This window comes from Occultella glacieicola (genome assembly GCF_004353825.1).
GTDB lineage: Bacteria > Actinomycetota > Actinomycetes > Actinomycetales > Beutenbergiaceae > Occultella > Occultella glacieicola.
This window is the reverse complement of sequence record NZ_SMNA01000009.1, coordinates 21,851-48,614: the sequence shown is the minus strand read 5'-3', so window position 1 is coordinate 48,614 and position 26,764 is coordinate 21,851. Positions and strand designations below refer to the sequence as shown.

At 70.9% G+C, this 26,764-nt stretch carries 28 protein-coding genes; 10 read left to right on the top strand and 18 right to left on the bottom strand.

The features are described 5' to 3' along the window. Positions 1–136: 136 nt before the first annotated feature. From EXU48_RS17785 to EXU48_RS17765, 5 genes are all read right to left on the bottom strand, one after another. Entirely contained in the window at positions 137–2,164 is a 2,028-nt protein-coding gene (locus EXU48_RS17785; protein WP_133109032.1) for an ABC transporter ATP-binding protein, read from the bottom strand. Then, positions 2,161–3,891: an ABC transporter ATP-binding protein gene (locus EXU48_RS17780; protein ID WP_235857112.1), complete on the bottom strand. Its 1,731-nt coding sequence runs from the start codon at positions 3,889–3,891 to the stop codon at positions 2,161–2,163. Before EXU48_RS17780 ends, EXU48_RS17785 begins: the two co-directional genes overlap by 4 nt. 27 nt (positions 3,892–3,918) lie before the next feature. After that, entirely contained in the window at positions 3,919–5,091 is a 1,173-nt protein-coding gene (locus EXU48_RS17775; RefSeq protein ID WP_133109031.1) for an SPFH domain-containing protein, read from the bottom strand. Positions 5,092–5,153: 62 nt separating this feature from the next. Further along, positions 5,154–5,639, bottom strand: coding sequence for an NfeD family protein (locus EXU48_RS17770; RefSeq protein WP_133109030.1), 486 nt, complete (start codon positions 5,637–5,639; stop codon positions 5,154–5,156). A 47-nt stretch (positions 5,640–5,686) separates the two neighbouring features. Next, on the bottom strand, positions 5,687–6,508 hold the full coding sequence (locus EXU48_RS17765; RefSeq protein WP_133109029.1) for an ABC transporter ATP-binding protein: 822 nt from the start codon (positions 6,506–6,508) through the stop codon (positions 5,687–5,689). Positions 6,509–6,541: 33 nt separating this feature from the next. Here EXU48_RS17765 and EXU48_RS17760 point away from each other — a divergent pair, with 33 nt between their 5' ends. Next, complete coding sequence (locus EXU48_RS17760) at positions 6,542–7,351, top strand: hypothetical protein (protein ID WP_133109028.1); 810 nt, start codon at positions 6,542–6,544, stop codon at positions 7,349–7,351. A 78-nt stretch (positions 7,352–7,429) separates the two neighbouring features. Here EXU48_RS17760 and glgA read toward each other — a convergent pair whose 3' ends face one another. After that, positions 7,430–8,632: a glycogen synthase gene (gene glgA, locus EXU48_RS17755; protein ID WP_133109027.1), complete on the bottom strand. Its 1,203-nt coding sequence runs from the start codon at positions 8,630–8,632 to the stop codon at positions 7,430–7,432. Positions 8,633–8,751: 119 nt separating this feature from the next. Here glgA and EXU48_RS17750 point away from each other — a divergent pair, with 119 nt between their 5' ends. The 3 genes from EXU48_RS17750 to EXU48_RS24810 all read left to right on the top strand — a co-directional run bounded on the left by EXU48_RS17750 (position 8,752) and on the right by EXU48_RS24810 (position 11,214). Then, entirely contained in the window at positions 8,752–9,996 is a 1,245-nt protein-coding gene (locus tag EXU48_RS17750) for a glucose-1-phosphate adenylyltransferase (RefSeq protein ID WP_133109026.1), read from the top strand. Positions 9,997–10,250: 254 nt separating this feature from the next. Further along, positions 10,251–10,808, top strand: coding sequence for a hypothetical protein (locus EXU48_RS24815; RefSeq protein ID WP_207947808.1), 558 nt, complete (start codon positions 10,251–10,253; stop codon positions 10,806–10,808). Positions 10,809–10,977: 169 nt separating this feature from the next. Then, a complete protein-coding gene (locus EXU48_RS24810) occupies positions 10,978–11,214 on the top strand; it encodes a hypothetical protein (RefSeq protein WP_207947807.1) in 237 nt (78 codons plus the stop codon). 86 nt (positions 11,215–11,300) lie between these two features. On the opposite strand, the gene serB is transcribed toward EXU48_RS24810, so the two are convergent. The 4 genes from serB to fabG form a co-directional block, all read right to left on the bottom strand. Continuing rightward, a complete protein-coding gene (gene serB / locus EXU48_RS17740; protein WP_133109025.1) occupies positions 11,301–11,960 on the bottom strand; it encodes a phosphoserine phosphatase SerB in 660 nt (219 codons plus the stop codon). Positions 11,961–12,114: 154 nt separating this feature from the next. Then, the gene (locus tag EXU48_RS17735) at positions 12,115–12,651 is read right to left on the bottom strand and encodes a SixA phosphatase family protein (protein WP_133109024.1); all 537 of its coding nucleotides are present in this window, start codon (positions 12,649–12,651) and stop codon (positions 12,115–12,117) included. 4 nt (positions 12,652–12,655) lie between these two features. Then, on the bottom strand, positions 12,656–13,423 hold the full coding sequence (fabI, locus tag EXU48_RS17730; protein WP_133109023.1) for an enoyl-ACP reductase FabI: 768 nt from the start codon (positions 13,421–13,423) through the stop codon (positions 12,656–12,658). Between the two features lie 52 nt (positions 13,424–13,475). Beyond that, positions 13,476–14,189 (bottom strand): 3-oxoacyl-ACP reductase FabG, encoded by a 714-nt coding sequence (gene fabG / locus EXU48_RS17725; protein WP_133109022.1) that lies wholly within the window; start codon positions 14,187–14,189, stop codon positions 13,476–13,478. Between the two features lie 145 nt (positions 14,190–14,334). Between fabG and EXU48_RS17720 the strand changes: the two genes are divergently transcribed. From EXU48_RS17720 to EXU48_RS17710, 3 genes are read left to right on the top strand one after another with little or no spacing between them, the layout of a single operon-like run. Further along, complete coding sequence (locus EXU48_RS17720; protein ID WP_235857111.1) at positions 14,335–14,658, top strand: DUF3099 domain-containing protein; 324 nt, start codon at positions 14,335–14,337, stop codon at positions 14,656–14,658. Then, positions 14,651–14,878, top strand: a complete 228-nt coding sequence (locus EXU48_RS17715; RefSeq protein WP_133109021.1) for a hypothetical protein — start codon at positions 14,651–14,653, stop codon at positions 14,876–14,878. The genes EXU48_RS17720 and EXU48_RS17715 overlap by 8 nt, the downstream gene beginning before the upstream one ends. A gap of 19 nt (positions 14,879–14,897) precedes the next feature. Then, positions 14,898–15,836, top strand: coding sequence for an SURF1 family protein (locus EXU48_RS17710; protein WP_133109020.1), 939 nt, complete (start codon positions 14,898–14,900; stop codon positions 15,834–15,836). Between the two features lie 23 nt (positions 15,837–15,859). Here the strand turns inward: EXU48_RS17710 and EXU48_RS17705 are convergent, their stop codons facing one another. Next, positions 15,860–17,458 carry an ABC-F family ATP-binding cassette domain-containing protein gene (locus tag EXU48_RS17705; RefSeq protein WP_133109019.1) on the bottom strand — a complete coding sequence of 533 codons (1,599 nt, stop codon included), beginning with the start codon at positions 17,456–17,458 and terminating at the stop codon, positions 15,860–15,862. Positions 17,459–17,566: 108 nt separating this feature from the next. On the opposite strand from EXU48_RS17705, the gene EXU48_RS17700 reads away from it, so the two are divergent. Together EXU48_RS17700 and ypfJ are read left to right on the top strand one after the other, a co-directional pair. Next, entirely contained in the window at positions 17,567–18,526 is a 960-nt protein-coding gene (locus EXU48_RS17700; RefSeq protein ID WP_235857110.1) for a GNAT family N-acetyltransferase, read from the top strand. A 52-nt stretch (positions 18,527–18,578) separates the two neighbouring features. Further along, positions 18,579–19,460, top strand: coding sequence for a KPN_02809 family neutral zinc metallopeptidase (ypfJ, locus tag EXU48_RS17695; RefSeq protein ID WP_133109018.1), 882 nt, complete (start codon positions 18,579–18,581; stop codon positions 19,458–19,460). Between the two features lie 10 nt (positions 19,461–19,470). Here ypfJ and EXU48_RS17690 read toward each other — a convergent pair whose 3' ends face one another. From EXU48_RS17690 to EXU48_RS17680, 3 genes are read right to left on the bottom strand one after another with little or no spacing between them, the layout of a single operon-like run. Beyond that, complete coding sequence (locus tag EXU48_RS17690) at positions 19,471–21,138, bottom strand: ABC transporter permease (RefSeq protein ID WP_165962881.1); 1,668 nt, start codon at positions 21,136–21,138, stop codon at positions 19,471–19,473. Beyond that, a complete protein-coding gene (locus tag EXU48_RS17685) occupies positions 21,135–22,136 on the bottom strand; it encodes an ABC transporter ATP-binding protein (RefSeq protein ID WP_133109017.1) in 1,002 nt (333 codons plus the stop codon). Before EXU48_RS17685 ends, EXU48_RS17690 begins: the two co-directional genes overlap by 4 nt. A 45-nt stretch (positions 22,137–22,181) precedes the next feature. Further along, entirely contained in the window at positions 22,182–22,871 is a 690-nt protein-coding gene (locus tag EXU48_RS17680; RefSeq protein WP_133109156.1) for a TetR/AcrR family transcriptional regulator, read from the bottom strand. A gap of 111 nt (positions 22,872–22,982) precedes the next feature. On the opposite strand from EXU48_RS17680, the gene EXU48_RS17675 reads away from it, so the two are divergent. Then, the gene (locus tag EXU48_RS17675) at positions 22,983–23,387 is read left to right on the top strand and encodes a hypothetical protein (protein ID WP_133109016.1); all 405 of its coding nucleotides are present in this window, start codon (positions 22,983–22,985) and stop codon (positions 23,385–23,387) included. A gap of 441 nt (positions 23,388–23,828) precedes the next feature. On the opposite strand, the gene EXU48_RS17670 is transcribed toward EXU48_RS17675, so the two are convergent. From EXU48_RS17670 to sufC, 4 genes are read right to left on the bottom strand one after another with little or no spacing between them, the layout of a single operon-like run. Next, positions 23,829–24,161: a metal-sulfur cluster assembly factor gene (locus EXU48_RS17670; protein ID WP_133109015.1), complete on the bottom strand. Its 333-nt coding sequence runs from the start codon at positions 24,159–24,161 to the stop codon at positions 23,829–23,831. Between the two features lie 19 nt (positions 24,162–24,180). Next, a complete protein-coding gene (sufU, locus tag EXU48_RS17665) occupies positions 24,181–24,663 on the bottom strand; it encodes a Fe-S cluster assembly sulfur transfer protein SufU (RefSeq protein ID WP_235857108.1) in 483 nt (160 codons plus the stop codon). Further along, positions 24,656–25,960 carry a SufS family cysteine desulfurase gene (locus EXU48_RS17660; RefSeq protein WP_133109014.1) on the bottom strand — a complete coding sequence of 435 codons (1,305 nt, stop codon included), beginning with the start codon at positions 25,958–25,960 and terminating at the stop codon, positions 24,656–24,658. The genes sufU and EXU48_RS17660 overlap by 8 nt, the downstream gene beginning before the upstream one ends. A gap of 25 nt (positions 25,961–25,985) precedes the next feature. After that, positions 25,986–26,744: a Fe-S cluster assembly ATPase SufC gene (gene sufC, locus EXU48_RS17655; RefSeq protein ID WP_133109013.1), complete on the bottom strand. Its 759-nt coding sequence runs from the start codon at positions 26,742–26,744 to the stop codon at positions 25,986–25,988. Between the last annotated feature and the right edge of the window lie 20 nt (positions 26,745–26,764).

Below are 26,764 nucleotides of genomic sequence, written 5' to 3'. Positions count from 1 at the left end.
TGGCAGATGCCGGGCGCGCAGCGTATCCACCGCGCGGGTGATGTCGCCCGACGTGTTGTCGAACTTCCGGTGTACGACGGCGTCCCGTTCGTGTGCGTGGTGGCCGTCGCCTCGCGCGCGGGGCCGGTCGGACCGCTCAGTCGACCTCGGCCGCCGCGGCCGCGAACTGGGCCCGGTACAGGCGCGCGTAGGCACCGCCCGCCGCGATCAGCGCATCGTGGCTGCCCTTCTCGACGATCGAACCCTCCTCCATCACGAGGATGATGTCGGCATCCCGGATCGTGGAGAGCCGGTGGGCGATGACGAAGCTGGTGCGGCCGTGCCGGAGCGCGTTCATCGCCTCCTGGACGAGCACCTCGGTACGGGTGTCCACCGAGGAGGTGGCCTCGTCGAGGATCAGGATCGCCGGGTCGGCGAGGAAGGCCCGGGCGATGGTCAGCAGCTGCTTCTCACCGGCGCTGACGGCCGTGCCCTCGGTGCCCTCGTCGTCCAGCCTGGTCTCGTACCCGTCGGGCAGGGTCCGCACGAACGGGTCCACGTGGGTGGCTTCGGCGGCGGCGACCAGTTCCGCCTCCGTGACCTCCCGGTGGGTGCCGTAGCCGATGTTGTCCGCGATGGAGCCGCCGAACAGCCAGGTGTCCTGCAGCACCATGCCGATGTTCGAACGCAGGCCGGCCCGGGTGAGGTCGCGGGTGTCCACGCCGTCGATCGTGATCCGGCCGCCGTTCACCTCGTAGAAGCGCATGATCAGGTTCACCAGCGTGGTCTTGCCGGCGCCGGTCGGGCCGACGATCGCGATCGTCTGGCCGGGCTCGGCCACGAACGAGAGGTCCTCGATCAGGGGCCGCTCCGGCGAGTAGCTGAAGGACACGTTCTCGAATGCGACCCGTCCCTCGACCTCCCCGAGCGTCGCCGGGGCGACCGGGTCCGCGGACTCCTCCGGTGCGTCGAGCATCTCGAACACGCGCTCGGCGGAGGCCGCGCCGGACTGGAGCAGGTTCATCATCGAGGCGATCTGGGTGATCGGCTGCGAGAACTGGCGTGAGTACTGGATGAACGCCTGCACGTCGCCGAGGCTCATCTGGCCGGAGGCGACGCGCAGCCCACCGACCACCGCCACCACCACGTAGCCGAGGTTGGACACGAAGCCCATGACCGGCTGGATGGTGCCCGTGATGAACTGCGCCTTGAAGCTCGCCTCGTAGAGCTGCGTGTTCTCCTGCTCGAACGTCGCCCGGGCGGTCTTTTCGTGGCCGAACACCTTCACCAGGGAGTGCCCGGTGTACATCTCCTCGACGTGGGAGTTCACGGTCCCGGTGCGCTTCCACTGCTCCACGAACTGGGGCTGGGAGCGCTTGGCGATCTGCGCGACCACCACGGCGGACAACGGGATCGTCACGAGCGCCACCAGGGCCAGGATCCACGAGATGTAGAACATCATGAACAGCACGCCGATCACGGTCAGGACCGAGGTGATCAGCTGGGACAGCGACTGCTGCAGCGTCTGGGCGATGTTGTCGATGTCGTTCGTGACCCGGGAGAGGACCTCGCCGCGGGCCTGCTTGTCGAAGTAGCTCAGCGGCAGCCGCGCCAGTTTCGTCTCGGAGCGTTCGCGCAGGTCGTACACGGTCTGCTGGACCACCCTGGTCGTGATCCGGCCCTGCAGCCAGCTGAACAGGAAGGACGCGGCGTACACGGCCAGGACCACCCCGAGCAACTGGGCGAGCCGGGTGAAGTCGATGCCCTGCCCGGGGACCAGGTTCGGCATCCCGCTGACCAGGTCGGCCTGGGCGTCCATGCCCTGCGAGCGCAGCAGCTCGACGAGTTCCGGCTGGGTCAGGCCGGGCTCGAACTGGCTGCCGACGAACCCGTCGAAGATCGCGTTGGTGGCGTTCCCGAGCAGTTTCGGCCCGAGCACCACGAGCGCCGTGGAGACCACGCCGAACGCGATCGCGACGATGACGGCGACCCGTTGCGGGCGCAGTTCGGAGACCATCCGGCGCAGCGTGCCGCCGAGGTTCATCGCCTTCTCGGCCGGCATCCCGATCCCGCCGCCCGGGCCGTGCGCCTGGGGCCGGCGGGCCGCGGGCTTGACGGAGGCCTTCAGTTCGGAGTCGTCGGCGCGTTCGCCCCGGGTGACGTCCTCGGTGTCGTCGGTGCTCATGCCGCCTCCGCCGCGGTCAGCTGCGAGGAGACGATCTCCTGGTAGGTCTCGTTCGTGGCGAGGAGTTCGTCATGGGAGCCGGCGCCGACCACCCGGCCGTGCTCGAGCACCAGGATCTGGTCCGCGTCCCTGATCGTGGAGACCCGCTGAGCCACGATGATCACGCTCGCGTCCCGGGTCCGCGGCCGTAGCGCGACCCGCAGCGCCGCGTCGGTCGCGTAGTCCAGTGCGGAGAAGGAGTCGTCGAACAGGTAGATGGACGGCTTGCGGATCAGCGCCCGCGCGATCGCGAGGCGTTGGCGCTGACCGCCGGAGACGTTCGTGCCGCCCTGCGCGATCTCCGCCTCGAGGCCGCCGTCCATGGAGCGCACGAAGTTCTCGGCCTGGGCGACCCGCAGCGCGTCCCACATCTCCTCGTCGGTGGCGTCCTCACGCCCGTAGCGCAGGTTCGAGGCCACCGTCCCGGAGAACAGGTAGGGCTTCTGCGGGATCAGCCCGATCTCGCCGGTGATGATCGTCGGGTCGATGTCGCGCACGTCGATCCCGTCGATGCGCACGGCACCCTCGGAGGCGTCGAAGAGCCGCGGCACCAGGTTCAGCAGCGTGGTCTTTCCGGAGCCGGTCGACCCGATGATCGCGGTGGTCCGGCCCGGCTCGGCGCGGAACGAGACCCCGTGCAGCACGGACGCCTCGGCACCCGGGTAGTGGAAGTCGACCGCGTCGAACTCGACAGCGCCGCGCACCCGGTCCGGTCGCTTCGGGTCGAGGGGAGCCAGAACGGTCGGTTCGGAGCCGAGGACCTCGTCGATCCGCTCACCGGAGACCACGGCCCGGGGAGCGAACATGAACATCATCGTCGCCATCATCACGGCGAACAGGATGAACATCAGGTAGCTCAGGAACGCAACGATGGAGCCGATCTCCATCGCCCCGGAGTCGACCCGCTGCGCGCCGAACCACATGACCGCGACCGAGGCACCGTTGACGATCAGCATCACGAGCGGGAGGGCGAACGCGAGCACCCAGCCCACCCGGATCGCGACGTCGCGCAGCTCGCTGTTCGCGCGGGCGAACCGGGCCTGCTCGTCGTGCTCCTTCACGAACGCCCGGACCACCCGGATCCCGGTGATCTGCTCGCGCAGGATCCCGTTGATCGTGTCGATCCGCTTCTGCATGCTGCGGAAGTAGGGCACCATCCGGCTGGCCACCACGGCCATGGTGCCGCCCAGCACCGGCACCACGACCACGAGCAGGAGCGAGAGTCCGGCGTCCTCCTGGACCGCCATGATGATGCCGCCGACGAGCATGATCGGCGCCGTGATGATCATGGTCAGGGACATGAACACGAACATCTGCACCTGCTGCACGTCGTTCGTGGAGCGGGTGATCAGCGACGGCGTCCCGAGCGCGGACATCTCCTGCGCCGAGAAGTCCATGATCCGGCCGAACAGCGCCTCCCGCAGGTCCCGGCCGAGGGCCATCGCCGTGCGGGCGCCGAAGTAGATCGCGACCACGTTCGCGGCCATCTGCACCAGCGAGATGCCGAGCATCAGGGCGCCGGTGCGCATGATGAAGTCCGTGTCACCCGTGACCACGCCCTGATCGATGATGCGGGCGTTCAGCGTCGGCAGGTACAGGGCCGCCATCGTCTGCACGAACTGGAGCACGCAGACGATGGCGATCGCCGACGTGTACGGCTTCAGGAAGGTCCGGACCAGTCGCAGCACACGGTGACGTTACACCGTGTCAGCATCTCACTCCCCGTGCGGACTCCACGGCTTCGCTGCGGGCGGAATCGGCTCGTCCGGCGCGGCCTGCCCGACCTCGGACGACCGGTCGAACGGCACCCCGGTGTGCTCACCGGCGGTGCTCGCCTCGGCCGTCGCCTCGTCCACCTGGCTCCGGGCCTCCCGCAGTGCCTCCGCGGGGTCCTGCAACGCGGTCTCCGGCAGGGAGATGTCCAGGCCCTCGATCATCTCCGGGCCATCGCCACGGTCGGGGCCGCGACCGGACGGCGCGTCGCCACCGGACGTGGGCGGGGGCGTCTCGCCGCCGCCGAACGCCGAGGTGATCGAGCCGAGCGCCGCCGTGAACTCGGCGGGCACCACCCAGAGCTTGGAGGAGGAGCCGTTCGCGATCTGCGGCAGCATCTGCAGGTACTGGTAGGCCAGCAGCTTGGGGTCGGCGTCGCCGCGGTGGATCGCGTCGAACACCTGGAGGATGGCGCGCGACTCACCCTGGGCCTTGAGGATCGCAGCCTGGGCCTGGCCCTCGGCGCGCAGGATCGAGGACTGCTTCTCACCCTCGGCGGTGAGGATCTGGGACTGCTTGACACCCTCGGCGGTGAGGATCGCGGCACGACGGTCACGCTCGGCGCGCATCTGCTGCTCCATCGCACCCTGCACGCTCTGGGGCGGGTCGATGGCCTTCAGCTCGACGCGGTTCACGCGGATGCCCCAGCGGCCGGTGGCCTCGTCCAGGACCCCACGGAGCTGGCCGTTGATCTGGTCACGGCTGGTCAGCGTCTGCTCGAGGTCCATCGAACCGATGATGTTCCGGAGCGTGGTGACCGTGAGCTGCTCGATGCCCTGGATGTAGTTCGCGATCTCGTAGGTGGCGGACTTCGGGTCGGTGACCTGGAAGTAGATCACGGTGTCGATGCTGACCACGAGGTTGTCGGAGGTGATCACCGGCTGGGGCGGGAACGGCACGACCTGCTCACGCAGGTCGACGCCGGCCCGGACGCGGTCCACGAATGGGATCAGCAGGTGCAGCCCGGCGTACATGGTCGTCTGGTACCGCCCGAGACGCTCGACGATGAGCGCCACCGCCTGAGGCACGATCCGGATCGCGCGGCGGGCCGCCACGATCACGAAGATCACCACCAGGATCAGGATGATTGCTCCGACTACCTGACCGAAATCCATGAACTACCCCTTTGGTTTCCTCCGGCCCGCGCGCCGCGGGCCGTTCGTGTGAAGGTCGTCGATCAGTAACCGGGACCGGGTGTGCCGTACGGCTGGCTCGGGTTCTGCGGCACCGCCTGCGGGGCGACCACGGCCGTGGCTCCCTCGATGCGGACCACCGACACCACCGCGCCGACCTGCAGCACCACGCCCGGTTGCTCCACCCGCGCGGTCCAGACCTCCCCGGCGAGCTTGACCCGGCCGGTCTGCTGGGTGACGTCCGCCAGGACCGTGGCGGTGCGACCGGTGAGCGCGGAGATGTTCGTGTCGGCGTCCGGGGTGGTCTTCTTCAGGTGCGCCAACGCCCACGGCCGGACCGCGAAGATCAGCAGGATCGATGTCGCGGCGGCGACGAGTGCGGACACCCAGAACGGGGCACCGAGCCCGGCCGCGACCGCGCCGGCCACCGCGCCACCGGCCAACATCAGGAACAACAGGTCGACTGTGAGCATCTCGACGACCCCGAGGAGCAACGCCGCTCCGAGCCACCACAACCAGCCGTAGTTCATCGCTGCCTCCCCTCGAACCTCGCCGTTGAATGCAGTGTAAAGGAAGTTTAAAGCACGTGGCGCCGCTGTGACTCACGCTCGCCGGCGCTCAGTGCCCGGGCGGACCACCGCTCGGCGTGCCGCTCCACCAGCAGGTCGAGCCCGAACGTACGCGAGAGGTGTTGCGGGGACATCACGTCCTCGAGCGGCCCGGCGGCCTCCACGCGTCCCTCGCGCAGCAGAAGTCCGTCGGTGAAGCCCGGCGGGATCTCCTCGACGTGGTGGGTGATCAGGATGAGCACGGGTGAGTAGACGTCCGCGGCCAGCTCCCCGAGGGCGGCCACCAGTTCCTCCCGGCCGCCCAGGTCGAGTCCGGCGCCCGGCTCGTCGAGGATCAGCACCTCCGGGTCGGTCATCAGCGCTCGGGCGATCTGGACCCGCTTGCGCTCGCCCTCCGAGAGCGTCCCGAAGAACCGGCCGCTCAGGTCGGCCACGTCGAACGCACCGAGCAGGTCCCGGGCGCGGCCGACGTCGAGCGACTCGTAACTCTCCCGCCAGCGCCCGGTGACCCCGTACGACGCGGTCAGGACCACGTCCAGGACGGTCTCCCCGCCGGGGATCCGATCGGCGAGCGCGGCGCTGGCGAGGCCGATGCGCGGGCGCAGTTCGAACACGTCCACGGCACCCATCCGCTCGCCGAGGATCTCCACCTGACCCGAACTCGGGTGCATGCGTGCCGAGGCCAGTTGCACGATCGTGGTCTTGCCGGCCCCGTTCGGGCCGAGCACCACCCACCGCTCCCCCTCCTCGACCGACCAGTTCACGCCGTCGAGAATGGTCTTGGCCCCGCGACGGACGCTCACCTCGTCGAACTGCAGCACGTCACCCATGACTGAAGACCCTAATTGACCTAGGTTCGGCATGTGACCATCGACGTGCCGCGCAGCGTGCTGGCCGCACTCTGGGTCGACGCCCTTCGCGATCCCGAGGCCGAGCCGTCCGTCTCGGACGCGCTCGCGGCGATCGTCGGCGAGGACGAACCACACACCGTCAACACGGTCGACGGCGCCGGCTCGCTCGCGGAACTGCTGCTGCGGGCGGGTGGTGGCCAGGTCGCCGCGGTGCTACCGGCCCCGGGTGAGCCGTTCGCGCTCGGGGGGACCGCCGGGGAGGCAGCCATGGAGGTGGGCGAGGCACTCGTGGTGTCCGGTCCCCCGGCGGGCCTGCCGGTCGGCGTCGGTTCCGACGGGGCGGCGGCCACGGGCTCCTTCGTGGCCGTACCGTTCGTCACCGAGTTCGGATCGGCCCTGGAGCCGGGGGCGATGGTGGCGTGGCGGGTGTTCGGCGGGGCGTCCCGGCCGCCCGCGGTGGACTCCCTCGGTGAGGCCAGGGCAGGGCTCGCCGAGGCCCTGAACGTCGCCATCGAGGCGCTCAGCCGGATGGACGTGGCGCGCTGGCGCGAGGAGGCCGCCGAGGAGATCTCGATGCTGGCCTCCTCCGTGGTGCCCCCGGCGCTGGAGGTCCGGCTGCCCCCCGGCCAGGACGCGCGCCGCACGGATCTGCTCGTGCGCGCCGTCCGCCTCACCGCGATCGTGGAACTCGCCCGCACGGACGACGGCGCCGCCGTGAACGCCTGGCAGGCCGATCAGCGTTCGGCCGCGCTCCGGCACGTGGCCGCCGCGGCTCGACGGGCGCTCACCGCCGCGAGCGCGAGCGCACCCCGTCGGGCCTGACCCGGTCCGCGAGCGCGAGCCGCACGCCGTGCCGCTCGGCCCACTCAGCCCACGCGGGCCCACTCGCCCACCCGATGGTCACCGCTGCGCGAGCACGTCCCGATACACCTCGAGGGTGCGCTCCCCGATGGCCTGCCAGGAGAAGTGCTCCTCCGCGCGGGCCCGTCCGGCCACCCCCATCCGCGCCGCGCGCTCGGGATCCGAGGTGAGCTCGGTCAGGGCCGCGGCCAGGTCGCGGACGAAGACGTCCGGGTGCACCGGCGTCCCGGTGCCGTCGGTCACCTGCTCGATCGGCACCAACAGCCCGGTCTCGCCGTCGTCGACCACCTCGGGGATGCCGCCGGTGGCCGAGGCCACCACGGGCAGCCCGACGGCCATCGCCTCCAGGTTCACGATGCCGAGCGGCTCGTAGACCGACGGGCAGACGAAGACGGTGGACGCGGCGAGCAGGGCGACCACCTCGGCGCGGGGCAGCATCTCGTCGATCCAGATCACCCCGGTGCGTTCGGTGGTGAGCTGCGCGAACGCGTTCTTGACCTCGGCCGCGATCTCCGGGGTGTCCGGCGCCCCGGCACACATGATGATCTGCACCTCGGACGGCAGGTCGCGCACCGCCCGGAGCAGGTAGGGCAGGCCCTTCTGGCGGGTGATCCGGCCGACGAAGATCACGGTGGGGCGGCCACGGTCGACCCCGTACTTCGCGGCGACGGCGTCCACCTCGGCGGGCTCGGGGCGCCGCCACGAGTCGAGGTCGATCCCGTTGTGCACCACGACCACCTTCTCGGGGTCCAGCTGCGGGTAGCTGCGCAGGATGTCCGAGCGCATCCCGGCGCTCACCGCGATGACCCGGGCCGCACCCTCGTAGGCGGTCCGCTCGGCCCAGCTCGAGATGGCGTACCCGCCGCCGAGCTGCTCGGCCTTCCAGGGTCGCAGCGGCTCGAGGCTGTGCGCGGAGAGCACGTGGGGGATGTCGTGGAGCAGGCCGCCCAGGTGGCCGGCGAGGTTGGCGTACCAGGTGTGCGAGTGCACCAGGTCCGCACCGCCCACGTCCGCGGCCATCTCCAGGTCCACGCCCAGGGTGGCCAGCGCCGGGTTGGCACCGTCCAGGCCCGGCGGCACGTCGTACCCGGTCACCCCGACGGCGTCCGGCCGGGGTCCGTCGAAGCACCGGACCTGCACCTCGATCTGCTCGGCGAGGACCGCCGCGAGCTCGGTGACGTGCACCCCCGCTCCCCCATAGACCTTCGGCGGAAACTCCCTGGTCAGCAGATCGACACGCATCGGCGAACTCCTTCCGTTTCCCGTGCCGCGGGACCCCCGTTGGCCGCGCGCGGACCGGCGTTGAAACAATCCGTGGCAAGCGATGGTGGGAACCCTCGCCTCACCCTATGGTTCAGATCATGGCAGCACCACGAGTTCTCGCGATCGTCCTCGCCGGCGGAGAAGGAAAGCGATTGATGCCGCTGACGGCTGATCGCGCGAAGCCGGCCGTCCCGTTCGGCGGCATCTACCGCCTGATCGACTTCGCCCTCTCCAACGTCGTCAACTCCGGTTACCTCAAGGTCGTGGTGCTGACGCAGTACAAGTCGCACTCCCTGGACCGACACATCGCCAAGACCTGGCGGATGTCACACCTGCTGGGCAACTACGTGGCCCCGGTGCCGGCGCAGCAGCGGGTCGGCAAGAACTGGTTCCTCGGCAGCGCCGACGCGATCTACCAGTCGCTGAACATCATGGACGACGAGCGCCCCGACATCGTCGTCGTGGTGGGGGCCGACCACGTGTACCGGATGGACTTCTCCCAGATGGTCGCCTCCCACATCTCCTCCGGGGCGGAGATGACGGTGGCCGGGATCCGGCAGCCGATCGCCCTCGCCGACCAGTTCGGTGTGATCTCCGCGGATGCCTCCGATCCGCTGCGGATCGCGGAGTTCCTGGAGAAGCCGACCGACCCGGTCGGCCTGGCCGACTCCCCGCAGGAGGTCCTGGCCTCGATGGGCAACTATGTGATGAACGCCGACGCGTTGCTGGACGCCGTCACCAAGGACGCCGCCTCGACCTCCTCCCGCCATGACATGGGCGGCGACATCGTGCCCTACTTCGTCGACCGCGGGCAGTGCGGCCTGTACGACTTCATCCACAACGACGTCGCCGGCTCGACCGACCGGGACCGGGACTACTGGCGCGACGTCGGGACGCTCGACGCGTACTACGAGGCGAACCAGGACCTGATCACCGTCGAGCCGGTGTTCAACCTCTACAACGACGACTGGCCGCTGCACACCGGCTACGTGGGGCTGCCGCCGGCGAAGTTCGTGCACGCCTCTGCCGACCGGGTCGGCCAGGCCCACGACTCGATCATCTCCCCCGGCGTCGTGGTCTCGGGCGGCGACGTGTCCGGCTCGATCCTGTCCCCGGGGACCCGGGTCAACTCGTGGTCCTCGGTGGCCGACTCCGTTCTCATGGACGGCGTGCAGGTGCACCGGCGCGCGGAGGTCCGCAAGGCGATCCTGGACAAGTTCGTGGAGGTCGAGCCCGGAGCCACGGTGGGCGTCGACCGCGAACTCGACGCCAGCCGCGGCTTCGCAGTGACCCCGTCGGGGGTCACCGTCGTCCCGAAGGGCACCCGGATCACCGCGGACTGATCGCTAGTGGTTCGATGGCGATGCATCGAGTACCCCGCCAGAAACCCGTCAGCCGTGGGCACGTGGTGGGGCCTGCTAGCGGTGCCGCTGCGACGCGCCACGCACGTCGCCAGGGAACCGTGAACGGGACCCCGGGTGTCCCCGGGCTCCCCGTCGCTCCGTCCCGTGCCCACAGTGAGGCGCGGATGCGTCGCGATCCACACGGTCACGTGCAGTCCGTGGAAGGGCGTCCGCAGCCGTGGCATGGTGCCGCGATGGCGCAACGGTTCGAGCTCCACGGGTCGGCTCTGCGGGATCTGCTCTCGGTGCAGGACGGCGTGGTCTCACGCCCTCAGCTGCTTGAGGCGGGTGCACGGATGCATGACCTCGAGCGGATGATCCGGCGGCGCGAGCTGCGGCGCATCCACCCCGGCGTCTACGTGACCCACACCGGCCCGCTGACCCACCGGCAGCGCGAGTGGGCCGCGGTGCTGATCGCGTGGCCGGCTGCGCTCGCGGGTGCCTCCGCGCTGCCGGGTCCGCCGCCAGCGCGGGTTCAGATCGCGATTGCGCGCGGCCGCACGGTCCAGCCGCCGGAGGGGGTGCAGGTGCGCCACCACAGCAACTTGCGGCATCGGGTGCTGTGGCACCGCGCGCCGCCGAGGGTGCGCGTGGAACACGCGACCATCGACGAGATGTCCGAACACGTCCGCGCCGGCGACGTCGCCGGCGCCTTCGCCACCCTCGCCAAGGTCATGCAGTCGCGCCAGACCACGGTGGACCGGCCCTCTCCACGCTCGCCGAGCGGCGACGGGTCGCGGGGCGCGCGATGATCGCCGCGATGCTCACCGACCTGCGTGAGGCGTCTGCTCGGTCCTCGAGCGCGGGTACCGCGACCACATCGAGCGGCCCCACGCCCTGCCGCGGGCCAAGCGCCAGCACCGGAGCTCCTCGCTCGGGACTCGTACGCACCAGGACGTCCGGTATCGGGAGTACGGGCTCGTGGTGGAGCTGGACGGCCTGGCCTTCCACGGTGACGCGGCCTCGCGTGACGAGGACGCCAACCGGGACCTGGCCGAGCTGGCGGCCACCGGATCGCCGACCGCGCGCGTCACGTACGGGCTAGTCTTCACCACGCCGTGCCGGACCGCCCGCTGGATCGCCAAGATCCTGCAGCAGCGCGGCTGGACCGGGGGCTTCAGGCCAGGTCCGAGCTGCGCACCGACCCCTGGTCGTTAGCGATGTTGTGACGACGTGCCACACGCGTCGTCATCGAACCGTTGAGCCGGGGGCTCACCGGACCGGCCGGCGCTCGCCGCGTTGGGTCAGTGCTCGTCGAGCAGGCTGAGCAGCGCGTCCAGGCGCGGCCCGGGCAGGGCGACGTCGGCCTGCGCGGCGACCAGCGGCTTGGCCGCGAACGCGACCCCAAGGCCGGCGACAGCGATCATGTCGAGGTCGTTGGCGCCGTCGCCCACCGCGACGGTGTCGGCGAGGTTGACGCCTTCCGCGGCGGCAAACTCGCGCAGGTGCCGGGCCTTGGCGGCGCGGTCCACGATCGGGCCCGAGACACGCCCGGTGAGCCGGCCGCCGTCGACCTCGAGCCGGTTCGCCCGGACCAGGGTGATGCCGTGCTCGGCGGCGAGGGGATCGATGATCTCGTGGAAGCCCCCGGAGACCAGCGCGACCGGCCAGCCGCGCCCCCGCAGTTCCCGGACCAGGCCGGTCGCACCGGGAGTGGTGCGCACCTGGGCCCGGACCTCGGCGAGCACGGACACCGGCAGCCCGGCGAGGGTCGCGACCCGCTCGGTGAGCGACTGCACGAAGTCCAGCTCACCGCGCATCGCCCGCTCGGTGATCCCGGCGACCAGATCACCGATGCCGGCGTGCGCCGCGATCAGGTCGATCTGTTCGGCGCTGATGAACGTGGAGTCCACGTCCATGACGACGAGCCGGCGACGGCGGGGCCGCGGGTGCGGTGAGGGCATGAGCGAATCATGCCGCAGCCTCCCGGCCGCGCGCACGGCTGTCCACCCGCTCAGACCGGCTGACCTCGGGCCCGCCCTCAACCCGACCCACCACTGACGGTTCGCTGCCGACGTGCCAGGCGCGTCGGGAGCGAACCGTTGTTGCCCCGGCGACCTACTCGCCGGTGGGCGCCGTCGAGAGCCCGGTGAGCACCGCGGCCCGATCGGTGAGCGTCGACCAGGGTGCCCGGAACTCCAGGAACGCGGCGGTCGCCGTCGAGATCCCGGTCCGGACCCGCAGCGCGGCGGACTCCTGCGACTTCGGTCCCGCCAAGCGGTGTGCCGTGCCCGAGAGCACCGGCTCGTGGCCCACCACGAGCACCCGGCCCACCTCGGGCGAGACCGCCCGGAGCAGGTCCAGGACCTCATCGACGTCGGCGCTGTAGAGGTCCTCGGAGTAGGTCACCGTGACGGCGTCCGCCGCGTCGCCGAGCGCGGTCGCGGCCAGCTGCCAGGTCTGCTTGGCGCGTACCGCGGCCGAGCACAGCACGAGGTCCGGCACCACGTCGCGCTCGAGGATCCGCTGCCCGACCACCGTCGCCTGGGCCCGGCCGGTGACCGTCAGGACCCGGTCGTAGTCGGTCGTGGCCGACTGCTCCGCCTGGGCGTGCCGGAGCAGGATCAGGTGCCGCTGCGAAGGTGAGGAGCTCATGGTCCTAGAGTCCCATGGCGTGCACGCCACCGTCGACGTGAACGATCTCTCCGGTGGTGGCCGGCAGCCAGTCCGAGAGCAGCGCCGCGACCGTGCGGGCGGTCGGCTCGGCGTCGTTCACGTCCCACCCGAGCGGGGCCCGGTCGGGCCAGCCGCCCTCCATGCTCTCGAACCCCGGGATCGACTTCGCGGCGGTGGTGCGCAGCGGCCCGGCCGAGACGAGATTGACCCGGATGCCATCGGGTCCGAGGTCTCGAGCCAGGTAGCGGGCGGTCGACTCGAACGCGGCCTTGGCCACGCCCATCCAGTCGTAGACGGGCCAGGCGAACTGCGCGTCGAAGGTGAGCCCGACGATCGAGGATCCCGGGGCCAGCAGCGGCCTGGCCGCCACGGCGAGCGACTTCAGGGAGAACGCGGACACCTCGAGCGCGGTGGCGACGTCCGGCCAGGTGCCGGCGAGGAAGTTGCCCCCCATCACGCTCTGTGGCGCGAAGCCGATCGAGTGCAGGACGCCGTCGAGGGAGTCGACGTGTTCGCCGACCCGGTCGGCGAGCGCTGCCAGGTCGTCGTCGTCGGTGACGTCCAGTTGCACCACCGGGGCGGGCTTCGGCAGCCGGCGCGCGATCGCCTGGGTCAGCTTGAACTGGCGTCCGAACGAGCTCAGCACGACCTCGGCGCCCTGCTCCTGCGCGATCCTGGCGACCGTGAATGCGATCGAGCTCTCCATGAGCACGCCGGTGATCAGTAGCTTCTTACCCTCGAGCAGTCCCATGCCAGCGTCTCCTGTGCGTGTGTCGGTGTTCATGTGGGAGGTCCGTGCCCGATCAATGCCCCATGCCGAGGCCGCCGTCGACCGGGATCACGGCGCCGCTGATGTAGCCGGCGTCGGGCCCGGCCAGGAAGCTCACCGCGGCGGCCACCTCGGCCGGCTCGGCGAAGCGGGCGGCGGGGATCGACGCGAGGTACTTCTGCTGGGTCGCCTCGGGCAGTTCGGCGGTCATCGCGGTGTCGATGAACCCGGGCGCCACCACGTTCGCGGTGATGCCCCGGGCACCGAGCTCGCGGGTCACCGACCGGGCGATGCCCACCAGCGCGGCCTTCGTGGCGGCGTAGTTGACCTGCCCTGGCGAGCCGTACAGGCCCACCACCGAGGAGATCAGGATGATCCGCCCGGATCGCTTGCGGATCATCCCCTTGGTGACCCGGCGCACGCACCGGAACGTGCCGGTGAGGTTCACGTCGACGACGTCGGTGAACTCCTCGTCCGTCATCCGCATCAGCAAGGTGTCCTTGTTGATGCCCGCGTTGGCCACGAGGACGTCGGTCGGTCCCTGGTGCGCCTCGATCGCGGTGAAGGCGGCGTCGATGGAGTCGGTGTCCCGGAGGTCACCGACCGCACCGAAGACACCGTCGGGTAGGTCGCCGCTGCGGTAGATCGTGGCCACCCGGTAGCCGTCGGCGACGAACCGTTCGGCGATCGCCCGTCCGATCCCCCGGTTCGCCCCGGTCACCACCACGGTCCGCTCGTTCTCGCTCAATGCGCCATCCAGTCGTTCGTCCAGTCGTTCGTCCGGCCCTGGTGCCCCTGGGAGCCTCACGCCCGAAACTAGTCCAGATCGTGCGTCGGCGTCACAATCGTCCGTCGGCGGCGTCGCGGCGACGGACCCGGCGTAACCTGGGAGGGTGCCAGAAGTCCACGCGATCACGTCGGTCGAGCGCGGCCGTACCGAGCAGCTCCACGATCGCACCAAGCGCTACCTCATCACCATGGGCATCCGCACGCTCTGCTTCGCCCTCGCGATCGTGGTGACGATCACCTGGCTGCGCTGGACGTTCGCGGCGCTGGCGATCGTGCTGCCGTACCTGGCCGTGGTGGCCGCGAACGCCGGCGGGGACCGTCGCGCCGCGCCGGGCACCCAGATCGAGAACCCGTCGCTGACCGCGGGACCGCCGCCCGAGGACCCCGCCGACCGCCCCGACCGCCCCGCTGGCGGCAACCATGGCTGAGGAGCTCGTCTGCAGCGCGAAGGGCTGCCGTCAGGAAGCGGCCTGGGCGCTTCGATGGAACAACCCGAAGCTGCACACCCCCGACCGGCGCAAGACCTGGCTCGCCTGCCCGGACCACCGGGTCCACCTGGAGAACTTCCTCGGGGCCCGCTCGTTCCTGCGCGAGACCGTCCCGGTGGCGGACCTGCCCCCGGAGCCGGACGCTCGTGCGGTCGAGTGAGGCGCGCGATGGGTCCGGCATGAGCACGGGCGGGCGCTCGCCGGGCCGGTACCGGTTCCTGCTGAGCGGCCGGTGGGCCGGCATCGTCGCCGTCGCCGTCGTGGTCTCCCTGGCGTGCGGCGGCCTGGGCTACTGGCAGTTGACCCGCTACCAGGGCAAGGCCGAGGCGATCGCGCTCGTGGACGCGAACTACGACGCCGACCCGGTCGCGATCGAGGCGGTCCTGCCGACCTCGGACAGCGTGCTCGAGGACTCGCGGACCTGGACCCCGGTGACCGTGACCGGCCACTACCTCACCGACGCCGCACACCCGTCCGTGGTGTTGCCGCAGCGCCCGATCGGGGGCAGCGCCGCCGATCATGTGGCCGCGATCTTCGCCGTCGACGGTGCTGCGGGTGAGACCTGGTTGCTCACGGTGGACCGGGGCTGGTACGCCACGGACACCTTCACCGACCACGGCCCGCAGCAGGAGGTTCCCGGCGGCGAGGTCACGCTCACCGTCCGGTTGCGCCCGGCGGAGCCGCTCACCGACCGGGACGCCCCGGAGGGTCAGGTCTACGGCCTCGCCCCGGCGCAGGTGCTGACGGCCACGACGGGCGACGGCGGAGCAGCGGCGGGCGGTGACGGCCGGTTGGTCACGGGCGCCTACGGCGTGCTCGCGGACGAGTCGCCGACGACCGCCTCGCCCCCGAACCCGCTGCCCAGGCCCGCCGCGGACCTCGGCAACCACCTCTCCTACGCGTTCCAGTGGTGGATCTTCGGCATCGGCGCCCTGGCGGGCGCGGCGATCCTCGCCCGCCGTGAAGCGTTCGAGACCCATGACTTCGGCCCGCACAGCCCGAACAGCCCAGCCGCCCGGCCGGCCCCACGCATCGAACCGCCCGCCCGGACCCGCCGCCGGAGCGCCGAGGAGGAGGAGGACGCGCTCATCGACGCCCAGCTGCGCGAGCGGACCTGAGGACCACGCCGGCCCCGTCCCGGTCAGGCCAGCGAGACCAGTTCGACGTAGCCGTCGTTCCAGAGATCCTCGTCGCCGTCGGGCAGCAGCAGCACCCGCTCCGGCTCCAGGGCCGTCACGGCACCCTCGTCGTGGGTGACCAGCACGACGGCGCCCGTGAACGTGCGCAGGGCGCCGAGGATCTCCTCGCGGCTGGCCGGGTCGAGGTTGTTCGTGGGCTCGTCCAGGAGCAGCACGTTGGCCGAGGAGACCACGAGGACCGCGAGCGCGAGCCGGGTCTTCTCGCCACCGGAGAGCACCCGGGCCGGCTTGTCCGCGTCGTCCCCGGAGAACAGGAACGACCCGAGCACGCTCCGCACCTGGGTGTCGGTGAGGTCGGGCGCGGCCGAGCGGAGGTTCTCCACGACCGTCCGGTCGGTGTCGAGGGTCTCGTGCTCCTGGGCGTAGTAGCCGACCTTCAGGCCGTGACCGGGCTGCACCTCTCCGGTGTCGGAGGCCTCCACCCCGGCCAGGATCCGCAACAGGGTGGTCTTGCCGGCGCCGTTGAGGCCGAGCACGACGACCTTGCTGCCGCGGTCGATGGCCAGGTCGACGTCGGTGAAGACCTCCTGGGAGCCGTAGCTCTTCGACAGGCCGGCCGCCCGCAGCGGGGTGCGTCCGCACGGCGCCGGATCGGGGAACCGGAGCTTGGCGACACGGTCCTTGGCACGCACGTCGTCCAGACCGGAGAGCATCCGCTCGGCCCGGCGGGCCATGTTCTGCGCCGCCACCGCCTTCGTCGCCTTGGCTCGCATCTTGTCCGCCTGGGCGAGCAGGGTGCTCGCCTTCTTCTCCGCGTTCGCGCGCTCCCGCTTACGCCGGCGCTCGTCGGTCTCCCGCTGTTCGAGGTAGGCGTCCCAGCCGAGGTTGTAGACGTCGAGCTCGCCGCGGTTGGCGTCCAGGTGGAACACCTTGTTCACAGTCGCCCGGAGCAGTCCGGTGTCGTGGCTGATCACGATGAACCCGCCGGAGTAGGACGCCAGGAACTCCCGCAGCCAGGCGATCGAGTCTGCGTCCAGGTGGTTCGTGGGCTCGTCGAGCAGGAGCGTCTCGGAGTCGGAGAACAGGATCCGGGCGAGCTCCACCCGGCGCCGCTGCCCGCCGGAGAGGGTGCGCAACGGCTGGCCCAGGACCCGGGTCGGCAGCCCGAGGTTGGACGTGATCCGGGCCGCCTCGCTCTCGGCGGCCCAGCCTCCCTGGGCGGCGAACTCCTCGTCGAGGCGCGCGTACCGGGCCATCGCCTTCTCGCGCACGGCCTCGTCCTCGCTGGCCATGTCCGCCTCGGCGCGCCGGATCCGGCGCATCACGGCGTCCAGGTCGCGGGCCGAGAGCACCCGGTCCCGGGCGAGCATGTCCAGGTCGCCGGTCCGCGGGTCCTGCGGGAGGTAGCCAACCTGGCCGGTGGTCGTGATGGTGCCGCCGCTGGCCTGGCCCTCGCCCGCGAGGGTCTTGGTGAGGGTCGTCTTCCCGGCCCCGTTGCGGCCGACCAGGCCGATCCGGTCCCCGGAGTCGATGCGGAAGGTGGCTCCGCCGAGTAGCTGGCGAACCCCGATGCGGAGTTCGACGTCCTGCGCGATGATCACTGGCACCAGTCTACCGACGCGCTACCGTGTCGATAACTGGCGACAACGTGGGAAGGCCCCGGCGGACACCGGTCCGGCGTTCTCCGGCCCCACCGCGAGGAGGTATGTGTGAGCGAGCCGACACTGGCGCTGCGTGACTGGCGCGACGGCGATGAGGTGGCGGTCGCCGACGCGCTCGGCCCGGCCGCCACACCCCAGGCGGCGCTCGGTCGGGCGCTGCTAGGGCCGGGAACGCACCAGCCGTGGCGGCGCACCGTCGTCGCCGAGGCCGGCGGCGCCGTCGTCGGCGCGGGTGCCGTCTCGGAGAGCGGCTTGCACCCCGACCGGCTCTGGCTGTACGTGGAGGTCGTCCCCGGCCAGCGCCGCCACGGTGTCGGCACCGCCCTGGTGAGCGCCCTACGGGAGGAGGCACCGCCGTCGGGCACCACGGGCCTGCGGTCCCGCTACCCGGTGGCGGACCTCGACGGCGGAACCGAGACGGACGCCGCCGCCGCACCCTTCGCGGCGTCGGTCGGGCTCGTGCCGATCCAGCGGTCCCGGCTGGTGGTGGTGGCCCCGGGGTCGTTGACCGTCCCACCGTTCGGCCCGACCGGGCCGGCCCTGGAGGACCTCGCCACCGGCTCCGTGGAGCTGACGAAAACGGTCGCCGCGTTCTACGACGCGGTGCACGCACCCTGGGACCGCGCGCAGATGACGCTCGGGCGCGCGCAGGACCACCTGCTCGCGCCGGCTACCGGGGCGCGCGGTGCGGTCGTGCTGCGGGACCGGCCCAAGGACGCCGGCGGCCGGATCCTGGCGTTCGCGGTGAGCTACGACCCGCCCGCCACGGACACCGAGGCACCGGAGGACGCCCCCACCGAGGTGCTGCTCGGCTACGACGCGGAACTCGACCCGTCGCGGGCCCGCGGTGCCGTGCGGAACCTGCTCGCGATGCTGGTGGCCCGGCTCCCGGTCCAGGTGGAGGTCGACGACGCCATGGAGCCGCTCGCGGCGGTCATCACCGGGCTGCTGGCCTCCGGTGCGGCCCGGGTCGAGGCGGAGACCGAGATCGCCGCGACCCCGGCCTGACCCACGCGGCCCCTGACGGGTAGTTCCGCCGGTTCGCGGCTAGCGTTGGTTCATGACGTTCAACGAGGACGCGAAGCTGGACCCGTCCCGGGTCCGCAGGCGTCGCCGCACCGGCGCCGGCGTCGCGGTCGGTGGCGGCACCGTCCTGGTGCTCTTCCTGCTGTCCCAGTTGCTCGGCGTCGACCTGACCGGCCTGGCGACCGGCGACGACGGCGCCACCGGCGGCGAGTCCGACACCGGCCTCGAGCACTGCACCACGGGGGCGGCCGCGAACGAGGACGTCGAGTGCCGGATGGTCGGCGCGTACACCTCACTCGACGACTACTGGGCGCAGGCCTACCCACAGATCAGCGGCGGCGCCTACGCCTCCCCCGGCATGGAACTGTTCACCGACGGGACGTCCACCGGCTGCGGTCAGGCGAGTGCCGCCGTCGGGCCGTTCTACTGCCCGCCGGACCAGGGCATCTACCTGGACCCGACGTTCTTCGAGCTGATGACCACGCAGCTGGGCGCGCAGGGCGGACCGCTCGCGGAGCTGTACGTGGTCGCCCACGAGTGGGGCCACCACATCCAGAACCTCTCCGGGATCATGGGCCAGGTGGACAACACCGACACCGGGCCCACCTCGGACGCGGTCCGGCTGGAACTGCAGGCGGACTGCCTGGCCGGGGCCTGGGCGGCGAACGCCGTGAACACCACCGACGCCGAGGGCAACCGCCTGCTGGAGCCGTTCACCGACGCCCAGTTGGCGTCCGCGCTGGACGCGGCCGCGTCCGTCGGCGACGACCACATCCAGACCCAGCAGGGTGGTCAGGCCCACCCCGAGTCGTGGACGCACGGGTCGTCCGAGCAGCGGCAGCGCTGGTTCACCACCGGGTACAACGACGGGCCCGAGGGGTGTGACACGTTCGCGGTGGACGGCGCCTCGCTCTGAGCGCCGATGGTCAGGTGGTCACCACGTCGCGGCGCCGGAAGCCGACGAACGCGAGGACGGGCAGCGCCACCGCCACCGCCCACAGAACGATCAGGTCACCGACGGCGACGTCGTCGAGGAACGGCCCGGGTACCCAGTCGAACGGCGAGAGGCGCAGTGCCCAGTCGGGCAACTCGAAAAGGCCGCCGAACATCCCGACCACGAAGGTGTACGCGAGGAGCGCCCAGGTGACCCCGGTGAACCTCGGGAACCAGGCGAAGAGCGCTGACGTCAGCCCGAGGTACACGAGCACGGCCGGCAGGTAGTTCACGATTACCACCGTGTAGTCGGCGAAGGTCTGGTCCGTCCAGCCCACGGTGACGGCGCCGAGCCACATTCCATAGGTGCTCACACCCAACAGGACCACGGTGCCGAGACCTGCCGCGAGCAGTTGGGAGCCGAGCCAGCGGGGCCGGGACACGGGCAGCGACAGGGCGAGTTCCGCCCGGCCCGCCCGCTCCTCCCCGTTCGGGCGGCCGCCCATCACGATGGCATACGCCGCGCAGCAGAGCGCGGAGAACAGGATCATGACGCCCAGGAAGGTGACGCTGAGCGCGGAGGAGCCCGGGCCGAAGATCTGCTCGGCCGCGGGATTGTCGGCGACGATGTCGCCGATCATGGTGCCGATCTCGGGCATCAGTGTGCCGGTCGCGAACCACATCAGCCCGAGCCCGAGGCTGCTCCACATCAGCGCGCCACGCTGTTGCTGCCAAGCCAGGACGAACGGGTGCCGCAGGGACGACCTCGCGCCCGCGCGACCGGGCCGGGAAGCCACCATGCCGCCGCCGAAGTCGCGCCTGGAGGCGAGCACCGACCCCAGCCAGAGCAGCATCGCCGTGGCCGCCACGGACAGGAGCGCCGGCCACCATCGCAGGTCGACGAACGAGCGCATCTGCTGGGCCCACGCGAACGGCGAGAACCAGGACAGGGTGCTGCCGCCGAGCTCGCGCATGTCGCCGACGGCGCGGACCACGAACGCGAGACCGAGCACGGCCAGGCTCGCTCCCATCGCGCCGCGCCCGTGCTCCATCACCTGGCAGAACACGACGGCCACGGCGCCGAACACCAACGCACTGAGACCGGACCCGATCGTCACACCGAAGGAGTCGACCACGTCCAGTTCCGAGCCCACCCCGACCATCGCGAGCGCGCCGACGACCGCGATCAGCGCCTGCATCGCGACCAGGGTGATGACTGCGGCCGTGGCCGGGGCATGGCGACCCACCCCGGCGGCCCGGACCAACTCGGAGCGGCCGGACTCCTCCTCGGCCCGGGTGTGCCTGACCACGTGCAGGATGCTCATCACTGCGAGGGCGAGCACCATCCAGACGATGCCTTCGTTCGCGATGGCCACGCCGGTGGTGTAGTCATCGAGGCCGTAGCCGGGACCGCCCATGACGATGCCGGCCGGTGTCTCCATGACCGCGGCACGCCCCTGCCGGGCGACCGGGTCGGCGAAGACGGTGTCGAGGGCGAACGTGAAATAGGCGTAGAAGGCGACGACCGAGGCGGCCCAGACCACGATCCGCACCCGGTCGCGACGAACGATGAAGCGCACCAACCGCCACGTCCCGGTGAGGGTGCTTGAACCGGCGCGTCCCTGCTCGGTGACCGCGTTCGCTGCGACGGCAGCGCTCATCGCGCACCCGCCGAGTGCTCGGGGGTCGCCACTGCCGAGTGTCGGCCCGCCGGTTCCCCGGGCTCATCCGACGCGATGTCAACGCCGTAGTGCCGCATGAACAACTCCTCCAGCGACGGCGGCGCCGCGGTGAGCGAGCGCACCCCGAGCGCCCCGATCGCGGGCAGAAGTTCGCCCATGCTGGCGTTGTCGACGTCGAACGTGACCCGGGTGCCCGCGCCGTTCGGCGTGGCAACCAGGCCGTGCACGCCAGGCAGCGATTCGATCGCGCTGGGGTCGCCGTCGACGACGGCGGTCACGCTGGTGCGGGTCAGATGCCGAAGCTCGTCAAGTGTCCCGGCCTCCACGGCCCGTCCACTACGGATGATGGTGACGGTGTCGCAGACCTTCTCGACCTCGGACAGGATGTGGCTGCTCAGCAGCACCGAGGTGCCCTGGTCCTTGGCCTCCCGCACATAGTCGGTGAAAACGGCCTCCATCAACGGATCCAGGCCGGACGTCGGTTCGTCGAGCACGAGGAGGTCGACGCGCGAGGCGAGGGCCGCCACCAGGGCCACCTTCTGGCGGTTCCCCTTCGAGTACGTGGCGGCCTTCTTCGTGGGGTCGAGCTCGAAGCGCTCCAGGAGCTCCGCCTTGCGCTTGGCGTCCGTCCGGCCGCGCAGCCGGGTCAGGTAGTCGATGGCCTCCCCACCGGTGAGGTTCGGCCACAGCGACACATCGCCCGGGACGTAGGCGAGCCGTCGGTGCAGAGCCACGGCGTCACGCCAGGGGTGCCCGCCGAGGATCCGTGCCGAGCCGGCATCCGAACGGAGCAGGCCCAGCAGGACCCGGATGGTGGTGGACTTGCCGGCCCCGTTCGGGCCGAGGAACCCGGCCACCTGTCCGTCGGCGACGGTCAGGTCGAGTCCATCCAGCGCCTTGACGGTGCCGAACGATTTGTGCAGGTCGTGGATCTCGATGGCGGGCGTGCCGGGGGCACGCCGAGTCGTGCTGGTCATGGTCTTCCTTCTCATCGTCGAGGGATCTACCTGGTGCGCGTGGGCTCAATTCATCGGAGCCGTGCGCTCACCTGGTGGATCGCCCACATAGAGGAGGTAGTCGTCGAGCATGCGTCGGGTCGTGAGGAAGCCCTCCGTGTACAACTCAAGGGTCGGCAGGGTGAACTCGTCGAAGAACCCGCGCATGAAGGAACTGAGATCGCTCAGATCCTCGGGAGGGTCGAGGGTGATCGACAGCATCATCGCGCCCAGTGCCGACAGGGTGAGGTAGCGGGCGCGAGCGCGCTCGTCCCGACTCGGCACGGCGATTCCCGACGCGACCGCCGCCGCCACGTATTCGTTCGCGTCGTCGACCATGTGCCGTACGAACGCTTGAGCCAGCGGCCCACCGTCGAGCAGGGAACGCAGAACGTAACCGAGGATCGTCGCGTACTGCTCCGCGGTTGCGAAGCGCTCGAGGAACGAGCCGGACTCCGCCTTCGCGATGCTCTCGGCCTTGGCCGATCGGATCTCCCCGAGGACGTGCTCGTCGCAGTGCTCGCGCAGTCGATCCTTCGATCCGAAGTGATGCAGAACCAGCGCGGCGCTGACGCCCGCATCAGCGGCGACCGTGCGCACTCCCGCGCCGAAGCCGTCCCTGGCAAAGCGCTCGATCGCGGCGTCGCGAATCCGTGCGCGCGCCGTCAGGTCCGATGCCGGCACCGGACGAACACGCTGGCCTGAACGCACGTTCATCATGCTAATCCGGTGTTCAGCGGATGTCGAGGTCCACGTCAAGTTGGTCAGCGATGGCGACGGGCTTGCGGTCCTCGGTTCTCCCACACGACGGAGCACCTCATCGTCCGCGTGGACCGCGCGGCCGGGCTGGCCAACAAGAAGGTGCTTCTCAACCCCCTCGAGTCCCCGGCGGTGGTGCGGGCGAGCGACCACGTCGCGACCGTCGTCGTCGACTTCCACGAAAGGCTCGGCATCGAGTCCGACCGGCAATCCGCCGAAGCGAAGCGGTGGCGCGACGCAGCCACCGAGCTCAAGGATAAGGTGGTCGATGCTGGCGCCGAGGGCGTGGGAGTCGCCCGCCGGTTCGGCACGCAGACGCTCGATCGGGCGCAGACCACCCGGGCCAAGGCAATCGACTCGGGAGCTGACGGTTTCGCGCGGGCAAGCGAGGCAACCGGCAAGTTCTTCGGCGGGATCGCTGAACGGGCTCGACACCGGCAAGACTCCAATGGCACCTCCGAAGCCGCCAACTAACGACACCGCACTGGAAGGCTCGATCGACCTCGCCACGAATCGGTCCGCGTGTTCAGGAGCCGCGGCCAGGTGCCGGTCGGGTGCGCCAGATCTCGCCACTCGGCCGTCCTGAACCAGGACCCCAGCCGTCACGGGTGTCGGCGTCGCAATCCGGTCAGAACAGGCTCAGCGGGACGGCAGCCACCCGGGGCGAGGCAAGCTCCGTGAGGCGCTCGTCGACCATCCGCGTCTCCGCGGCGCTGACAGCCGTGATGAGATGCTCGATCGGATCCCACGGGGCTCCGATGGGTTCCAGGACCGCTCAGGCCTACTGCGAACCTCGGGTCGACCGTCGCGCGAGGAACGCATCCGGTCTACATCCTCGTGTCCGAGTCGAAGAACGCCGAGACGAACTCCGGCGCCCATCGAACGCCCGTGGTCTCGGCGACCAGCCGGCCGAACTCAGACGTTGAACCCCAGCGCCCGCAGCTGCTGGCGGCCGTCCTCGGTGATCTTGTCCGGGCCCCACGGCGGCATCCACACCCAGTTGATGCGCTGCCCGGCGGTGATGCCCTCGAGGGCCTGGGCGGCCTGATCCTCGATGACGTCGGTCAGCGGGCAGGCCGCCGAGGTGAGTGTCATGTCGATCATGGCCACGTTGTTCTGGTCGAGGGTGATCCCGTAGACGAGACCCAGGTCGACGACGTTGATGCCCAGCTCGGGGTCGATGACGTCGCGGAGGGCCTCCTCGACGTCGGCGGCGTTCGGGACGGCGCTGGTTGCTTCGGTGCTCATGGCTGCTCCTGATCCAAGGTCAATCCGGTGTCACGGTGGACGGTTCGGTGAGTGCGTGCGCGAGGGCGTCCCGCAGGGCCATCCAGCCGAGCAGGGCGCACTTGATCCGGGCGGGGTACTTGGCCACGCCCACGAAGGCGCCGGCGTCGCCGAGGAGGTCCTCCCGCTCGGCGTCCAACGGCTGACCGCGGCCGGCCATCAGGGCCCGGAAGGTCTCGGTGAGCTGGTCCGCGCGGGTCACGTCGGCTCCGGCGACCAGGTCGCTGAGGACGGACAGGGACGCCTGCGAGATCGAGCAGCCGAGCCCTTCCCAGCTGACCCGTTCGATGACGGGGGCGGCGGTGCCCTCGGCCAGATGGACCCGCAGACGCACCTCGTCGCCGCAGGTGGGGTTCACCTGGAACGACTCGCCGGCCGCTCCCGGCGCGAGCCCGAAACCGTGCTTCTCCCGAGCGTGGTCGAGGATCACCTGCTGGTACAGCTGCTCCATCGCGTCAGCCACGGCTGCCTCCCAGTCCGAAGAAGGAGCGGACCCCGGCCAGGTGCTCCAGGAACGTCTCGATCTCGTCGTGCGTCGTGTAGATGCTCGCCGAGGCCCGGGCCGAGGCGTGCACGCCGAGGCGACGGTGCACCGGCTGCGCGCAGTGGTGGCCCACCCGGATCGCGATGCCGGCGTCGTCGAGGATCTGGCCGACGTCGTGCGGGTGCACCCCGGCGACGTCGAACGCGACCACGGCGAGCCGGTCGGTGGCGTCGGTCGGGCCGAGTACCCGGACCCCGTCGATGCCGGCCACCCCGCGGACCAGGTGCTCGGTGAGTTCGGCCTCGTGCGCCGCGAGCGCGGGCATCCCGAGCTCGGCGAGGTAGTCGGCGGCCGCGTTCAGGCCGACGGTCTGAGCGACCATCTGGGTGCCGGCCTCGAACCGCTGGGGCGGCGGGGCGTAGGTGGTCGACTCCATGGTGACGACCTCGACCATCGAGCCACCGGTCAGGAACGGCGGCATCGCGGCGAGCAGGTCGGCGCGACCGTACAGGACACCGATGCCGGTCGGCCCGAGCATCTTGTGGCCGGAGAAGGCGGCGAAGTCGACGTCCAGGGCGCGCAGGTCCACGGGCAGGTGCGGCACGCTCTGGCAGGCGTCCAGCAGCACCAGGGCACCGACCGCACGGGCCGCGGCCACGATCTGCGTCACCGGTGCGATCGCGCCGGTCACGTTGGAGGCGTGCGCGAAGGCGACCAGCCGGGTGCGCTCGTTGATCACGCCGAGCGTGCCGACGTCGATCCGGCCCTCGTCGGTCACCCCGAGCCAGCGCAGGGTGGCCCCGGTGCGGGCACACAGCTCCTGCCACGGCACGAGGTTCGCGTGGTGCTCGGCCTCGGTGACCACGATCTCGTCACCCGGTCCGAGCCGCAGCGCCGCTGCGGCCTCGCCGCCGCGCCCGAGCGTCGCGTTCGACATGGCGTACGCGACGAGGTTGATCGCCTCGGTCGCGTTCTTGGTCCAGACGATCTCGCCGGTGCCCACCCCGACGAGGCCGGCGACGGCGGCCCGCGCCCTCTCGTAGGCCTCGGTCGCCTCCTCGGCGAGCTGGTGGGCGCCGCGGTGCACGGCCGCGTTGCGGCGCAGGTAGAAGTCCTGCTCGGCGTCGGTGACGCACTCGGGCTTCTGTGACGTGGCCGCGGAGTCGAGGTAGACGAGCGGGCGACCACCACGGACCGTGCGTTCGAGCAGCGGGAAGTCGTCGCGGATCGCGCTCAACTCCGCCGCCGTGAGCGACGCTGGGGCCGTGGTGGTCATCCGGTCCTCCTCGTGGTGGAGATCGTCAGTTGCTGCCGACGAGGTAGCGGTCGTACCCCTCGGCCTCGAGCCGCTCGGCCAGCTCCGGGCCGCCCTGCTCGGCCACCCGACCGTCCACGAACACGTGCACGAAGTCGGGGGTGATGTAGTTCAGGATGCGGGTGTAGTGGGTGATCAGCAGCACGCCGACGTCCGTGGTGGACTTCACCCGGTTGACCCCCTCGGAGACGATCCGCAGGGCATCCACGTCGAGACCGGAGTCGGTCTCGTCGAGCACCGCGAACTTCGGGGACAGCAACTCCATCTGGAGGATCTCGTGGCGCTTCTTCTCGCCACCGGAGAAGCCCTCGTTCACGTTGCGCTCGGCGAACACCGGGTCCATGCGCAGGTTCTCCATGGCGGTGCGGACGTCACCGACCCACTGGCGCAGCGCCGGGGCCTTGCCGTCGATCGCGGTCTTCGCGGTGCGCAGGAAGTTCGAGACGGTCACCCCGGCGACCTCGACCGGGTACTGCATGGCCAGGAACATCCCGGCGCGGGCGCGCTCGTCCACGGTCATCTCGAGGACGTTCTCACCGTCCAGGAGGACCTCGCCGGAGGTCACCTCGTACTTCGGGTGGCCGGCGATGGAGTAGGCCAGGGTGGACTTCCCGGAGCCGTTCGGGCCCATGATGGCGTGGGTCTCGCCGCTCCTCACGGTGAGGTCGACGCCGCGCAGGATCTGCTTGGCGCCCTCGGGGGTCTCGACGCTGACGTGCAGGTCGCGGATCTCAAGTGTCGACATGTGCGGTGTTCTCTCTTCTT